The organism is Ilumatobacter sp. (assembly GCF_030065885.1).
GTDB lineage: Bacteria > Actinomycetota > Acidimicrobiia > Acidimicrobiales > Ilumatobacteraceae > Ilumatobacter.
This window is the reverse complement of sequence record NZ_JASJCS010000001.1, coordinates 1-13,580: the sequence shown is the minus strand read 5'-3', so window position 1 is coordinate 13,580 and position 13,580 is coordinate 1. Positions and strand designations below refer to the sequence as shown.

The window sequence follows — 13,580 nt, the reverse complement described above, 5'->3', positions numbered from 1 at the left end:
ACGCTCCGTCGTCGGACGGCGGTCGCGGCCGTGTTGTGCCAACACGGCGGCCGTGCCGAACGGCGGCCGGTGAGCACTTCACCCCGCGGGAAGTCATCCGGCTGATGGTGAACCTGTTGTTCATCGAGGACGACGACATCCTCTCCAAGCCGGGTGCCAAGGCGACGTTGTACGACCCGGCGTGTGGCACCGGTGGCATGTTGAGCGTGGCGGAGGACTTCGTCCACAGTCACAACCCGCAGGCCACCCTCACCGTCTTCGGCCAGGAGCTGAACTCGGAGTCGTACGCGATCTGCCGGTCGGACATGATGCTGAAGGGCCAGAACGCGTCGAACTCGAGGTCGGCAACTCCCTCAAGCAGTACGACCCGGACGATCAGGGCGACCAGCACCCGAACGAGCGGTTCGACTACCTGCTCGCCAACCCGCCGTTCGGGGTGGAGTGGAAGAAGGTCGCCGACTCGGTCAAGCACGAGCACGAGTCGCTCGGCCTTGCCGGTCGGTACGGGCCTGCCGCTGCTACGACGGCAGCCCCATACGGCGCAGCGCTACGTGATCGCCGGTTCGCCGGTGCCGACGAACTGGTCTCTCAGTTCGCGCTTCAACACCTTGCCCGTGGCGTTCCTCGGCAGAGCCTCGATGATGGCGATGTCGGCTGGGACCTTGAACTTGGCCAGCCTCTCGGCGCAGTACTCCTGGACCTGCTGGCGATCCAGTGATTCGCCCTCCTTCAACGCGATCACGGCCAGGCCGGTCTCGCCCCACCGCTCGCTCGGCACGCCGATCACGGCCGCCTCCGCCACGGCCGGCAGCTGGTACAGGACGTTCTCGACCTCGGCGGGGTAGACGTTCTCGCCGCCGGAGATGTACATGTCCTTCCAGCGGTCGACGATGTAGACGAACCCCTCGTCGTCGATGCGGGCGGCGTCGCCGGTCTTGAGCCAGCGGCCCTCGAACGCGGCGGCGGTGGCGTCGGGCCGGTTCCAGTAGCCGGGGGTGATGTTCGGCCCGGCGACCCACAGCTCACCGACCTCGTCCGGCCCGCAATCCGAGCCCGACTCGTTGACGATCCGGAATTCGGTGTGCATCAGCGCCTTGCCGGTCGAGCCGATCTTGCGGAGCGCGTCGCTCGGGTCGAGGAAGATGCAGGCGGGGCTGGTCTCGGTCATCCCGAACCCCTGGGCGAGGAGCACGCCCCGCTCGGTCCAGCGTTCCATGATCGTCAGCGCGCACGGTGCCCCGCCGACGCCGGCGATGCGGAGCCGGGAGAGGTCGGTCGTGTCGAAGTCGGGGTGCTGCATCATGAACTGGTACGGCGCCGGCACCCCGAAGAAGTGGGTGATCCCCTGGTCGGGGTCGCCGAGCACCAGCAGCGTCTCGCCCGGGTCGAAGGTCTTGAGGATGACGACGGTGCCGCCGGCGTGGAGCACCGGGTTGCTGTAGCAGTTCAGCCCGCCGGTGTGGAACAGGGGGAGGATGTTGAGGTGGACCGTGTCGATGCCGATCCCCGCGGGGACGCCGAGGTTGACGCAGTTCCAGAAGTTCATGCCGTGGGTGATCATCGCCCCCTTCGGCAGCCCGGTGGTGCCGGACGTGTACATGATCGTGATCACGTCGTCGTGGGTGAGGGTGTGCGGTGTGACGGGCGTGCCGGTGTGTTCGGCGAGGACGGTCTCGTAGGCGCTGTCGGGGGTGCCACCGTCGATCTCGAGGAGGGTGGCGATGTGGCAGCGCTGTTGGAGCTCGGTGGCGGTGGCGGCGAACTCGGTGTCGTGGACGAGCAGCATCGGGGACGAGTCGCCGACGATGTACTCGAGCTCGGTGACGGTGAGCCGCCAGTTGAGCAGGACACAAATCGATCCGGTGCGGGCGCATGCGAACTGGATGTCGAAGTATTCGACGCCGTTGTGGGCGAGCACGCCGATCCGGTCGCCGCGGCCGATGCCGAGCGAGGTGAGGTAGGCGGCCATCGCGTCGATCCGCCGGTCGAGCTCGGCGTAGGTGAAGGTGCGGTCGGTGCCGAGATCGCGGACGGCTTCGTGGTCGGGACGGTTGCGGGCGTGATGCCCGATCCAGTCGTACGCCCGGATCGCCCCGTGCCCGGACGGGCGCGAGGTGGTCATGGAGGCGATCGCCTCGGCCTCGTCGATGAACTCCGTCGAATCCCCTGTCGCCGTCATGGGTGCCCTCTCGTGTGTCCGGGCGATCGTAGTGAGCGCCGAGCTTCAGCCGAGACGGGAGCGAGCCGTCAGAAGAGCAGGCGGGCGGCGGCGAGGGCGACTGCGACGAGGGCGGTGTTGAACGTCACCATCCAACGGATCTGCCGCTCCATCGCCTGCGAGAACTCGACCCGGACGCGATCGCACGCCGCGTCGACGTCGGCTTTGGTCGCAACGTCCTGCCAGGTGACGGGTGGAAGGTGAGCCATGAGCGTGTCTGCGTCGTCGTGTCCGAGCACCGCTTCGAGCTTTCGGTGCAGATTCAATCGGGTGCGGTCGTCGACCGTCATTCGGTTCTCCTCGATCGGTGTGATGCGAGGGGAAGTCGGTACGGCCAACCTACCAGAGGGGTGTCGCGGCCCTGGCCGGGACGTGGCACGATGACCGGCGTGCCGAACGGCGAGGCGATCAAGAACCATGCGGCGTTCATCTGGTCGGTGGCCGACCTGCTCCGCGGCGACTACAAGCAGTCGGAGTACGGCAAGGTCATCCTTCCGCTCACGGTCCTCCGGCGGTTCGACTGCGTGCTCGCCCCGGTCAAGGCCGACATGCTCGCCCGCCACGAGCAGCTCCAGGGCAAGGTCGAGAACTTCGCACCGATCCTCGACGCGATGACCACCACCGACGGGCTCTGGAACATCAGCCCGTACGACATCCCGAAGCTGCTCGACGATCCGGACAACATCCGCGACAACCTCCTCAACTACATCCACGGCTTCTCGCCCGAGGCGAAGGAGATCCTCGAGCGGTTCGAGTTCGCCACCCAGATCACCCGGCTCCACAAGGCGGGGCTGCTGTACCTGGTGCTCGGCAAGTTCGCCGAGATCGACCTCCACCCCGAGCACGTCTCCAACCTGGAGATGGGCTACCTCTACGAGGAGCTGATCCGCCGCTTCTCCGAGCTGAGCAACGAGACGGCCGGCGAGCACTTCACCCCGCGGGAGGTCATCCGGCTGATGGTGAACCTGTTGTTCATCGAGGACGACGACATCCTCTCCAAGCCGGGTGCGAAGGCGACGTTGTACGACCCGGCGTGTGGCACCGGTGGCATGTTGAGCGTGGCGGAAGACTTCGTCCGCAGTCACAACCCGCAGGCCACCCTCACCGTGTTCGGCCAGGAGCTGAACTCGGAGTCGTACGCGATCTGCCGGTCGGACATGATGCTGAAGGGCCAGAACGCGTCGAACATCAAGGTCGGCAACTCCCTCAAGCAGCACGACCCGGACGATCCGGGCGACCAGGGCGACCAGCACCCCAACGAGCGGTTCGACTACCTGCTCGCCAACCCGCCGTTCGGGGTGGAGTGGAAGAAGGTCGCCGACTCGGTCCGCCACGAGCACGAGTCGCTCGGTTTCGCCGGCCGATATGGGGCGGGCCTGCCGCGGATCAACGACGGCAGCTTCTTGTTCCTCCAGCACATGATCTCGAAGATGCGCCCGCCCGAGCAGGGCGGCTCGCGCCTGGCGATCGTGTTCAACGGCTCCCCGCTGTTCACCGGCGCGGCCGGCAGCGGTGAGAGCGAGATCCGCCGCTGGATCATCGAGCACGACTGGCTCGAGGCCGTGGTCGCCCTGCCCGACCAGCTCTTCTACAACACCGGCATCTCCACCTACTTCTGGATCGTCACCAACCGCAAGAGCCCGAACCGCCGGGGCAAGGTGCAGCTCATCGACGCCCGGACGCACTTCACCAAGATGCGCAAGAGCCTCGGTGAGAAGCGCAAGGAGGTCAGCGACGCCCAGATCGCCGAGATCGTCCGCCTCTACGGCAACTTCGACCAGCAGCAGAACGAGGACGAGGCCCGGGTGAAGATCTTCCCCAACGAGTCGTTCGGCTTCCTCCGCATCACGGTCGAACGCCCCCTCCGCCTGAGGTGGGAGGTGACCGACGCGTCCGCGGACGCGCTGCTGTCCGACAAGAAGCTCGCCAAGCTCGACGAGCAGCAGCTCGAGGGACTGGCCGAACGCGCCCGCAGAGGCGCCGGGACAGGTTTCGACAGCGAGGCCGCCGCGCGCCAGGAAGCGAAGCACTGGATGGCCAAGCTCGACCTGTCGGGCAAACCGATCGAGAACGCCATCGTCGACGCCCTGGCCTTTCGCGACCCCGACGCCGACCCGATCACCGACAAGCACGGCCACCCCGAGCCCGACGCCGACCTGCGCGACAACGAGAACGTCCCTCTCCCGCCCGACCCGGTGCGCTACGAACCCGACCCCACCGACCGCCTCGCCACCGACACCTGCGTCAAGGCCGTCGAGCAGTACGTCGAGCAGGAGGTCCACCCCTACGTCCCCGACGCCTGGGTCGACCACACCAAGACCAAGATTGGCTACGAGATCCCCCTCGCGAGGCACTTCTACGTCCACACACCGCCACGGCCGCTCGAGGAGATCGACGCCGAGATCAAGCAGCTCGAGCGGGAGATCCAGGAGTTGCTGCGTGAGGTGACTGAGTGACGACGCTGAAGCGGGTCGCCTCGCTTCGTGCGGGTGGTACTCCGTCAGTCGACGACCCGAACATGTGGAGCGAGTCGGAGGACGATGGCGTCCCTTGGGTGTCCATCGGGGACATGTCCGATGGCAAGCCGGTCTCGGCTACGGCCCGGCGTGTCTCTGAGCGCGGTGTCGAGTCAAAGCGGCTGCCCATCGGGCAGCCTGGCACACTGCTGTTTGCGATGTACGCGAGCGTCGGCGCGGTGGGCCGTCTCGCCACCCGGGCGACCTGGAATCAAGCGCTGCTCGGCATCGCACCACGGCCGGGCCTGAGCGATGAACGATTCATCCGGTACTGGCTCGAGCACCTTCGCCCATCGCTTGGCGGGCTGACTCGCAGCAACACGCAGGACAACCTCAACGCGGAACAGGTCGGGAACTTCCCCTTCCCAGACATGCCGCTGGCCGAGCAACGGGCGATCGCCGACTACCTGGACGCCGAGACCGCCCGCATCGACGCCCTGATCGCCAAGAAGCAACAACTAATCCACCTCCTCGAAGAACGGCGGTGGAGGACCTTCGACGAACTGGCCGCAGAAGGTGCCTCTGACCTGGTGCCGCTGCGGCGGATGCTGACCTTCCTGACGGACGGACCGTTTGGCAGTGCCTTCAGCTCCGCTGACTACGTGGACTCCGGGATGGCCGTGATTCGCCTCGGCAACATCGGCTTCGCCGAGTTCCGAGGCGACGAACTGGTGTACCTCCCACTCGAGCGCCAACCGGAGTTCACCAGGTATCGGGTGCGCGAGGGCGATCTGCTTGCCGCCGCGCTTGGTGACGAACGGAACCACGCCGGTCGTGCTTGCGTGGCGCCCGATCTCGGCCCGGCAATCGTGAAGGGCAAGTGCTTCTGCGGACGCGTCGATGGCCGAGTCGCTGACCCGGAGTACGTGGCACTGGCGTGCTCTTCCCCGAGCGCTGCCGAGCGCTTCCGCCTCGGTGCCCAAGGGTCAACCCGTCAGATGATCAACCTGGAGATCTTCAAGTCGCTTCGTGTCCCGCTTCCATCGGTCGATCAGCAACGGCGAATCGTCGCTGATACTCGCGATGCGTGGCGGATCCTGGATGGGACGGTCGCGACGCTGACCAGGCATATTGGCCTCTTGGCCGAACGCCGTCGGGCCCTCGTCACGGCCGCCGTGACGGGCGACCTCGGCGCGCCGCACTCTGCATGAACGACACTTGGTCCAGCAGGCTGCTTCCGGGCGCCTTAGGCGTCGCGGGAGCTCACCGAAAAACTCGAGAGGCCCGGGGACAATCCCCGGGCCTCTCCCGAAAGGGCCGTATAAGAGCCCTAGCTGCAGCGGTGACAAGCAGGCATTGGTGGACTGCTTGACCACATGTGATTCCTCATCACAGAAACCTCCTTGGTTTCTCTGCAGCCAGGGCTTCTCCCGGGCTGGCCTCAAGTAAAGCACGACCGACCGTCTACGGTCAACGACGTGACGGCGGATCCGACAGTCGTTGCGGCAGTGATAACGGCGGGGCTCGCCCTTGTCGGAGTTCTGGTTGCTGCCCTGATGCGGTGGCGTCAACCCGCGCGCAATGCGCATCGAGATGGCCTCGGACCATCTCTCCAGCAGCTCGCTAGGGACATCAGTGGCATCATGGCGACCTCGACGACCTACCTACGGCGTGTTGAACGCGGTCAGGACACCTCCGAGTGGATCGCCCGGATGCGCATTCATCGCGACGCCCTGAAGCGGATGCGCACTGAGCTGCGCTACCACCTCGCTGGTCTCGATGACGGACTTCACTTCATGACGCGAGTCGGTGACTACGTTCAGCACTACAAGTCCGACCCGGCCACGGGGCAAAAGTTTCTTGACCGTGCTGATCAGCTACGAGTTGCGCTCGACAAGGCGATTGCCTATGCCTACTCCGAGGGCCGCACACCGTCTCGTCAACGCCGGTGGGCCGTAAATCGGCGAGTCCGGGACGCTCAGAAGTTCCACGACGCATGGATGGAGCGAGAGGACCTGGGTTCTTCCTCGGCCAACTAGGCAAGGAGCTGCGGTGCGCATCACGGCCGACCGTGCACCGGCTGGGGCGCCGCTATCAATGCCTCGGTCGTTGCCGTCGCTGAGCTCGGCGACCCCTGAAATGCAGGCGCCTGGGCGGCCTAGCATCTCTTAGTCTTTGCACACACGCGTCAGACGAGAGCGGGGACGGGACCTGTGCAAGTTCTACGAGTTTCGCTGCGGCGGTTCCGAGGGTTCGAGGACTTGACGTTCTGGCCTGATGGTCACGTCGCCTTGGTCGGCGAGCCGCGAGCCGGCCGCTCCGATCTGCTCGAAGGGCTCCGACGCGTTCTCTCCTCGGACGCAATCCGATACACGACGCCTTCAGAACTCGACTTCTGGATGACGACTACAGAACAACGGGCCGAGGTGGAGGTTGTGCTCGGAGATCTTGGCTCGGAACTCGAACAAGACTTCATCGATCATTTGGAAGCATGGGACCACGAGCAGTCCGACCTTTTCGGTTCGCGTCCTCCCACCGAAGCGGCCTCATCTGCCGAAGTGGAGTGGGTACTTCGGCTGTGCTACCGCGCGGAGTGGGATGCCGATCAAGAGCAAGCTACCCACTGGGTCGACTTCCCCGACGAGAGCGACCCTTCCGCTGGGACATTCGTGAGGGTGCCGAAACGTCTCCACGACCGGCTTCCCGTGACGGTCGTCGAGAGCAGGCGGCGGCCGCTGCGGCTGCATCCTCGGGCTGACTTTCGGAGACTTCTCGACAGCGTTGGAAGCCGAACCATTGCGGATGACTTCGACAACCTTGTTGACTCAGTTGCTTCAGCCGGTGAGGTGCTTGCGAAGTCAGCTGATCTCAGCAGCCTGGTGGGAGAGGTGCTTACGCCGGTGGCGGGACCGCTCGGGATTGATGCTGACGATGACGGTTTGGTCCAGTTCGTCCCCGAGGGCGGCTCGTTGTCGGGGTTGCTTCGAAGCCTTCAGCCGGCGATCGATCTCGGGCCGCCGGGGCACTTGCCGCTTCATCGCCATGGTGCAAGCTCCACAGCCCTGGTACAGGCTGGAGAAGCGATAGCGGCGCTCGGACAGCCAGGCATGGTGTTGCTGGTTGATGACTTCGGGGAGGACCTAGACCCCATCAGTTCTGAGCACCTATCTGCAACACTTCGCCGTCACGCTGGTCAGGCGTGGATCTCAACGCGGCGTTCGTCCTCGCTGGGCGTGTTTCGCGTCGAGGAGATTGTCAGGCTCCATACCAAGTCGGGTGGGCGGCTGGCGTCGCAGCTGGACCCGCCCACGACGCGGGCTGAGCGGATCGCAATGAGACATTTGAGCATGCAGCTGCTCCCCGCTGCGTCTGCCGCAACCGTCGCGATCGTAGAGGGACCTCATGATCGCGCGGCGCTTGATGCGCTAGCGCGGCGCAGGTTCCTAAGGTCGGGCGAGCCGCTTCCTGCCAGTTTCGGCATCGCGATTGTGGATGCTGGCGCAGCGGATGGTTCCGGTGGCGCGTCTTCGGTTGTTCGACTAGCGGGCTTGGCGCGGAACCTCGGGTTTCACACGGTCGCAGTCATCGATGGGGATCCTGGCAAGGCCGGCGAGCAGGCTCTGGCCGACGCCGAAGCAGCAGCCGATTGCGTCGTGAGACTGCCCGACGGGTTCGCGGTCGAGCGAGCGATCGTGAGTGCGCTCGACGACGGAGTCCTCACCAAGACCCTGAAGATGGTGTGTTCGGCTACCGGAGCACAACCGCCCTCGGGCCTTGACGAGCTTTCGGGACGTCCGCTCGGCAAGGCAGTGGAGAAGGCGCTCAAGAGCAGCGGGGGTCTTCACGCACAGTTCGTGGAACTCCTACCTAGGGGCAGAGTGCCACCTCGGTTGCGTGCAGTGCTCGAGAAGATCATCGACGCCGGCAGGCAGCGCCTGGAAGGCGTCGAGCAACTGTGAATCGGTCGGATCTCACGGCCAAGCAGCGCGAAGCGGTCGACGCACGCGAGAACGCCCTCCTAGTGATCGGTGGAGCGGGCACCGGAAAGACGTCGTTGGCGCTCTGGGCAGCTCGCACCGAGTTGGAGCGGCCCGAGAACGCCGGTAGCCGAGCGCTCTTTCTCACGTTTTCCCGAACGGCCGTCGACCAGATCGCAACGAGGTCGAAAGCTGTGGTCTCCGGCATCGAGAGTCGGATCGAGGTGTCGACGTTTCATTCATTCGCTTACCGCATCCTGAGACGTTTTGGGCACCTTGCGGGCGTCACCGAGCGCAATCCGACAGTTCAGTCTGCCTCCGAAGCGAAGCTCCTTGGCCAGTCAGTGGACCGACTTGTCTACGACGACCTGATGCCCTTGGCACTCCGTGTGCTGGAGACACCCGCTGTTGCGGGCCTGTTCGCTCAACGGTGGTGCATGGTGGTCTGCGATGAGTTTCAGGACACAGGGGATGAGCATTGGGACTTGCTGAGCATGCTCCGGGTGTCTTCGCGCTTGATGCTCCTTGGCGATGAGCATCAGTCGATCTTCGGGTTCCTCGCTCACAAGGGAGTCCAACCCGGACGGATCCGCGACACAGCTACGTTGGTCGACCGAGTTGTCGAGCTCGAGCAGGTCTCCCATCGCGATCCAACTGGCGCGATCCCAGCGCTCGCGAGCTCAATCCGAGAGCGGCGATTTGGTGACGAATCAGTTCGCGACGCGATCGCCGAGGGTCGTTTGCGGATTCACTCTGGTGTTGAGGACGACGGAGTCGTTGAGCTGATCGGGGGCACGCTCGACGGGGCCTGGCAACGCGGGTGCCGCACATTCGGGGTGTTCGCCCACAGCAACCAAAGTGTCGCCGAGCTCTCGTTGCAGCTCGCCGACGCGAATGTCGAGCACGAACTCGTTGGACTGCCCGATGCGGAGGCCGACGCGCTCTACGCGATGCTTGCCTCCACACGCTACGCCTATCGCGAGGCCGAATGGCCGGACGTCAAGGTCGCACTAGGTACGTTCCTAACCGCGAGCACCCGTGGCAGCCCGCCGCCGCTGGCTCATGCTCTCGCGTCCGACACGCCATTGCCGTCGGCGCTCGAGGAACGCCTGGATGGCGTCATGGCCAGTCTTGTCAACGCTGCGGAGGAGTCGCTCGCAGAGGTAGCGGCGGTGGCCGCCGAGGCATGGACGTCGCTCGGCGTCGTCGCCGGCAATGCGCCGTGGGAACGGTCCGCACCTTCGTTCATCTCACTCTGCAAGCGCACCGAAGGTCGGGGGGAGCGGCACCTAGACGACTTGGCCGCAGCAATTGGCCAGATGCGAGCGAGCGCCATGTTCGACAGTCGGAGAAGGCGCTCCCCCGCCGTACAAGTCATGAACCTCCACCAAACGAAGGGCCGCGAGTCGGACGCTGTGGTGATCCTGTTCAGCGACAGCGACTTTCACGGCAGGGAGGTCGAGCCATTTCCTGAGGCATCACGCCTGTTGTACGTCGTACTCACCCGTGCGCGAAAGGAGATCACGGTGATCCTGGGGGGCGACCCCCACCCACTCGTTGCACCGTTCGGATCTCTGACGTAGCCCCAGCGGCCACCCACAGGCAGGAGGTCGAAGCTCACCGGCGACTCGTGGGGTCCCTGCCTGATCAACCCTCACGTGTGTGCAAACGACCTCGGGGTTTGCGCTGCTCCACTCTGCTCGGCGTGGAAGAGGCGTCAAGCGGCGGCTAGCTCAACGCCCAGCTCTTCGAGTCTTCGCTCGGCGGCTCGCATCACGAAGCGCGTCTGTTGATCGACGGGGAGTGATACGACATTCTCATTGCCGAGTCGGAACGCTGCGCGATCGATCGCACGTGACCTGAGGTTGCGGTGCAGGATTAGCGGCTGCAGATCCAGACTCCAGTCGCGGTACTGATCGGCGATGATCACCGTCTGATTGATCTTGTCGTCGCTGGCAGCGAAGAAGGCGGCCACGGGCGCTCGCTCGGATGGAATCCAGAGGTCGGTGGGGAACAAGCGCTGCTGATCTTCGGGCGGGTTCCAGTTGAGCTGGGCCCGATCGCCGAATCTGAGACGCTGCTGCACGCGCGCTCTGGCCGTCGTTCGGAATCTCTCAGCGCCGAGATCGACTCGGCGCTGGATCTCTGGGATCGCATGAGCTTCCGCAAGCATGTGAACGAACCCGGCGATGTCTTCGACCGTCGGCGGCGAGTCGAGTTCCAGCGCAAACGCCGAGCCGTCCCACTGGCCACGGAATCGCGTGCCAATCCGATCGAGGATGACGTGGCGGCCCTCCGTCACGTCGAACCCCTCGATATCGAACCAAGATTGGGTGTGGCCAAGGTCCGAAACGATCCAACGGTCGTCTCTTCGCTCGACGACCACGGTCATGCCGTCGCCGTCAGGCCTGTAGAAGGGTGTCACCACTGCGGCGGAGCCCCCATCGATCTCGACGACGTCGAACTCGCGACACCAGGCTTGCTTGAGCTGATCAGCCCAGGAAGTGCGTTCAACGATGCTCATGGCAGGGCCCTCGGCCACCCATCTTGACGATCGGGTGCAACATTCAACGGTAGCTGACCACTGGAGACGTTGGCACGACGGGCGAACACCCGAAGCGCATCGACGAGGGAGGTGACGGGTCTCGTCCGTAGCGCGAAGCCGTCGTGAACGACTGCCCTCCCAGCCTGTTCGGCACGGAGGTACCGCTCTGTGGCGTAGTGCGCGTGTGCGGTCATGGGCGGGATGTAGCCGACTGCCTTGTCGAGCTTGTTTCTGTGGTCCGGGATGTGCGGACCGTTGATGCGCAGCAACCTGGCGTCGTCCGGCTGGTACTGCTCTTTGGCCTGCAGGATCACTGAGAAGTCCGTTGGGTGCCGGGGCCCGACCCGGACGATCACCGTCAGGTTGTACGTCCGCCCACCCGCGGAAACTGTGGCCAAGGGGACCTTCGTATTCGGCGGGTCTGTGTTCGCGTCCACGGCCTTGAGAACGTCGTCGGTGAAGATGCCGTTCCAGGCCTTGGGCGCGCTACGAAGCTGACTGATGACGGCACGGTCCAGGTGATCTCGGGTGGCCACTGTCGTCAACTCTGGCATACGACCAGGGCAGACCTCGCTGTGATCCGCCACGTCTTCGCGGACGTAACGCCGAACGTTGACCGGCCTACTCCAGGCCGGCCGGCATGTCCGCAGCTGCGCGTAGCTTCTCACGCAGCCGCCCTCCGTTCGTGTCGGCGCTGATGGCACGGGGCGCAGCGCAGTTCTAGTTCGTCCACGACGGTATGGCTGGTATGGGCGAAGTCGGGGACGTGGTCGTACTCGAGGAGCATCGTGGCTCCGCAGTCGACGCAGACCCGGTCGCGTTCCTTCACCACCCGCTTCTGGCGGGCGCTTGGGTGGCGTCGCTTGGCGCTGGCGTTGATCGGGCGGTTCTCGGCGTCGTGGATCAGCGCCCGGATGAACGCGTCGGGCGCAATCCGTTCGACCACGCTCATCGGCACTGCCGTACCGTCGTCGAAAGTGGCGCCGTCCTCTCGGACGTGCACGATCACTTCGGTCGTCACGTCTCCCGCTCCAACCTGCAGTAGGTGTTCCAAAGCATCGGCGTACTGTTTGGCGAGGCTCGGCCATTGCTCGATCGCAGTGGCGTTTGGCCTTGTGCTCATCACGTGGGTGGTGAGCCGGCTGATCAACACACCGGCGACCAGTGGTGGGAGCCGGGCCGAGAAGGTGACCATGCCGTCGGGCTCGTTGCGCCACGTCACTGATCGCTGCTCGTGCTGCAGCCGTTCGAGCTTGCGGTCGTCGCTGTTGCGGTGCATCCACGCTGCGATCGCCCGCGGCAGCGCGCCCGCGGGCACGTCGACGGCAATCGCCGCCAAGTGCTGCTCGTTCGCGGGTGTGGCGACCCGCGACAGGGCGCGCACCTTGCTGTACGACAGCTCGTCGGCTTCGAACAGGTCAGCGATCACCTTCAGCGAGTGCAGCTTCCGACCGATGCGGATCCACTCCCTCGCCGTACAGACTTCGATGTCGGCCACTGCGGCGATCCAGTGCGCCGCCGACACGGCGGCGGTGGCCATCCACTCGCCGGAGTCGGCGAAGTCGGCGGCCAAGCCGATCACCGTTCGCTGGCTGGTGGACCAGGTGGTGAGGGCGTCGTTGAGGTCACGCGTCAGCGGAAGCGTGGGTAGGACGGAAGATGTGCGAGCAGCCATGGTCGGCCTCCAGATGATCTGGTGGTTCGGACCGCCCGTTCAGCGAGGGGCTTGGTCGAGCTCGCTCGACCTCAGCGTAATCAGGGGCTGTGACAGAGTTACCGGGTCGACGCGTCCGCGGGCGCGTGGGCGCCCCGGCTACGTTCGGAGAGGTGGCGGGTCCATCGGAGCAGGCCTTTGAGACGGCGATCTGCGACTCGCTGACGTCCGCAGGCGGGTACCTTACGGCGAAGGTTTGGAACGCTGCTGATCGGGATGATGACTTCTCGGCTGATCTGGCGCTCGACACGGCGGAGTTGTTTGCGTTCATCGGGGCGACGCAGGGTGAGGAGTGGGAGAAGGTCCGCAAGTCGCACTCGTCGGCTGATGAGGCGCAGCGGGCGTTCGCTTCGCGGGTGGCCAAGGAGCTCGACAGTCGGGGGACGGTCGATGTGTTGCGGCACGGGGTCGTGTACGCCGGGCACGAGAAGGCCGAGTTCCGGCTCGCCTACTTCCGGCCGGCGTCGGGGCTCAACGCTGATCTCGAAGCCAAGTATCAGGCGAACCGGCTGACCGTCACCCGGCAGCTGCCGTACGACCCGTCGTCCACCAAGACGGTCGACGTCGGGTTGTTCCTCAACGGCATCCCGGTCGCCACCGCGGAGATCAAGAACCACCTCACCGGGCAGACCGCCGAAGACGCCAAGGCCCAGTACCGGCGCGACCGCGA

The 13,580-nt window shown here is 65.2% G+C and carries 11 protein-coding genes and 1 pseudogene; 7 read left to right on the top strand and 5 right to left on the bottom strand.

What is annotated here, in order from left to right; translation table 11 throughout:
* Nucleotides 1-65: 65 nt before the first annotated feature.
* Nucleotides 66-508, top strand: a pseudogene (locus QNJ12_RS23655) (class I SAM-dependent DNA methyltransferase); the annotation flags it as partial.
* A gap of 39 nt (nucleotides 509-547) precedes the next feature.
* Here the strand turns inward: QNJ12_RS23655 and QNJ12_RS00055 are convergent.
* Together QNJ12_RS00055 and QNJ12_RS00050 are read right to left on the bottom strand one after the other, a co-directional pair.
* Complete coding sequence (locus QNJ12_RS00055; RefSeq protein WP_367281731.1) at nucleotides 548-2,122, bottom strand: long-chain fatty acid--CoA ligase; 1,575 nt, start codon at nucleotides 2,120-2,122, stop codon at nucleotides 548-550.
* A 125-nt stretch (nucleotides 2,123-2,247) separates the two neighbouring features.
* The gene (locus QNJ12_RS00050; protein WP_300617171.1) at nucleotides 2,248-2,508 is read right to left on the bottom strand and encodes a hypothetical protein; all 261 of its coding nucleotides are present in this window, start codon (nucleotides 2,506-2,508) and stop codon (nucleotides 2,248-2,250) included.
* A gap of 90 nt (nucleotides 2,509-2,598) precedes the next feature.
* Here QNJ12_RS00050 and QNJ12_RS00045 point away from each other — a divergent pair, with 90 nt between their 5' ends.
* The 5 genes from QNJ12_RS00045 to QNJ12_RS00025 all read left to right on the top strand — a co-directional run bounded on the left by QNJ12_RS00045 (nucleotide 2,599) and on the right by QNJ12_RS00025 (nucleotide 10,234).
* The gene (locus tag QNJ12_RS00045; protein ID WP_300617168.1) at nucleotides 2,599-4,674 is read left to right on the top strand and encodes a class I SAM-dependent DNA methyltransferase; all 2,076 of its coding nucleotides are present in this window, start codon (nucleotides 2,599-2,601) and stop codon (nucleotides 4,672-4,674) included.
* The gene (locus tag QNJ12_RS00040; protein ID WP_300617165.1) at nucleotides 4,671-5,885 is read left to right on the top strand and encodes a restriction endonuclease subunit S; all 1,215 of its coding nucleotides are present in this window, start codon (nucleotides 4,671-4,673) and stop codon (nucleotides 5,883-5,885) included. Before QNJ12_RS00045 ends, QNJ12_RS00040 begins: the two co-directional genes overlap by 4 nt.
* Nucleotides 5,886-6,152: 267 nt before the next feature.
* On the top strand, nucleotides 6,153-6,713 hold the full coding sequence (locus tag QNJ12_RS00035) for a hypothetical protein (protein WP_300617162.1): 561 nt from the start codon (nucleotides 6,153-6,155) through the stop codon (nucleotides 6,711-6,713).
* A 222-nt stretch (nucleotides 6,714-6,935) separates the two neighbouring features.
* Nucleotides 6,936-8,633, top strand: a complete 1,698-nt coding sequence (locus QNJ12_RS00030; protein ID WP_300617159.1) for a hypothetical protein — start codon at nucleotides 6,936-6,938, stop codon at nucleotides 8,631-8,633.
* Nucleotides 8,630-10,234, top strand: a complete 1,605-nt coding sequence (locus QNJ12_RS00025; protein ID WP_300617156.1) for an ATP-dependent helicase — start codon at nucleotides 8,630-8,632, stop codon at nucleotides 10,232-10,234. Before QNJ12_RS00030 ends, QNJ12_RS00025 begins: the two co-directional genes overlap by 4 nt.
* Nucleotides 10,235-10,368: 134 nt before the next feature.
* On the opposite strand, the gene QNJ12_RS00020 is transcribed toward QNJ12_RS00025, so the two are convergent.
* The 3 genes from QNJ12_RS00020 to QNJ12_RS00010 all read right to left on the bottom strand — a co-directional run bounded on the left by QNJ12_RS00020 (nucleotide 10,369) and on the right by QNJ12_RS00010 (nucleotide 12,871).
* The gene (locus QNJ12_RS00020; protein ID WP_300617153.1) at nucleotides 10,369-11,175 is read right to left on the bottom strand and encodes a DUF1828 domain-containing protein; all 807 of its coding nucleotides are present in this window, start codon (nucleotides 11,173-11,175) and stop codon (nucleotides 10,369-10,371) included.
* Entirely contained in the window at nucleotides 11,172-11,750 is a 579-nt protein-coding gene (locus QNJ12_RS00015) for a hypothetical protein (protein ID WP_300617150.1), read from the bottom strand. Before QNJ12_RS00015 ends, QNJ12_RS00020 begins: the two co-directional genes overlap by 4 nt.
* A 110-nt stretch (nucleotides 11,751-11,860) precedes the next feature.
* Nucleotides 11,861-12,871, bottom strand: a complete 1,011-nt coding sequence (locus QNJ12_RS00010; protein WP_300617147.1) for a DUF222 domain-containing protein — start codon at nucleotides 12,869-12,871, stop codon at nucleotides 11,861-11,863.
* A gap of 152 nt (nucleotides 12,872-13,023) precedes the next feature.
* Between QNJ12_RS00010 and QNJ12_RS00005 the strand changes: the two genes are divergently transcribed.
* Nucleotides 13,024-13,580, top strand: a 557-nt coding sequence (locus QNJ12_RS00005) for a type I restriction endonuclease (protein ID WP_300617144.1), incomplete at its 3' end; no start/stop codon positions are given.

Excerpts from the sequence above, each read along its gene's own strand:
- QNJ12_RS00055 (WP_367281731.1), bottom strand. The coding sequence starts at position 2,122 with ATGACCACCTCGCGCCCGTCCGGGCACGGGGCGATCCGGGCGTACGAC.
- QNJ12_RS00050 (WP_300617171.1), bottom strand. The coding sequence starts at position 2,508 with ATGACGGTCGACGACCGCACCCGATTGAATCTGCACCGAAAGCTCGAA.
- QNJ12_RS00045 (WP_300617168.1), top strand. The coding sequence starts at position 2,599 with ATGACCGGCGTGCCGAACGGCGAGGCGATCAAGAACCATGCGGCGTTC.
- QNJ12_RS00020 (WP_300617153.1), bottom strand. The coding sequence starts at position 11,175 with ATGAGCATCGTTGAACGCACTTCCTGGGCTGATCAGCTCAAGCAAGCC.
- QNJ12_RS00015 (WP_300617150.1), bottom strand. The coding sequence starts at position 11,750 with ATGCCAGAGTTGACGACAGTGGCCACCCGAGATCACCTGGACCGTGCC.
- QNJ12_RS00010 (WP_300617147.1), bottom strand. The coding sequence starts at position 12,871 with ATGGCTGCTCGCACATCTTCCGTCCTACCCACGCTTCCGCTGACGCGT.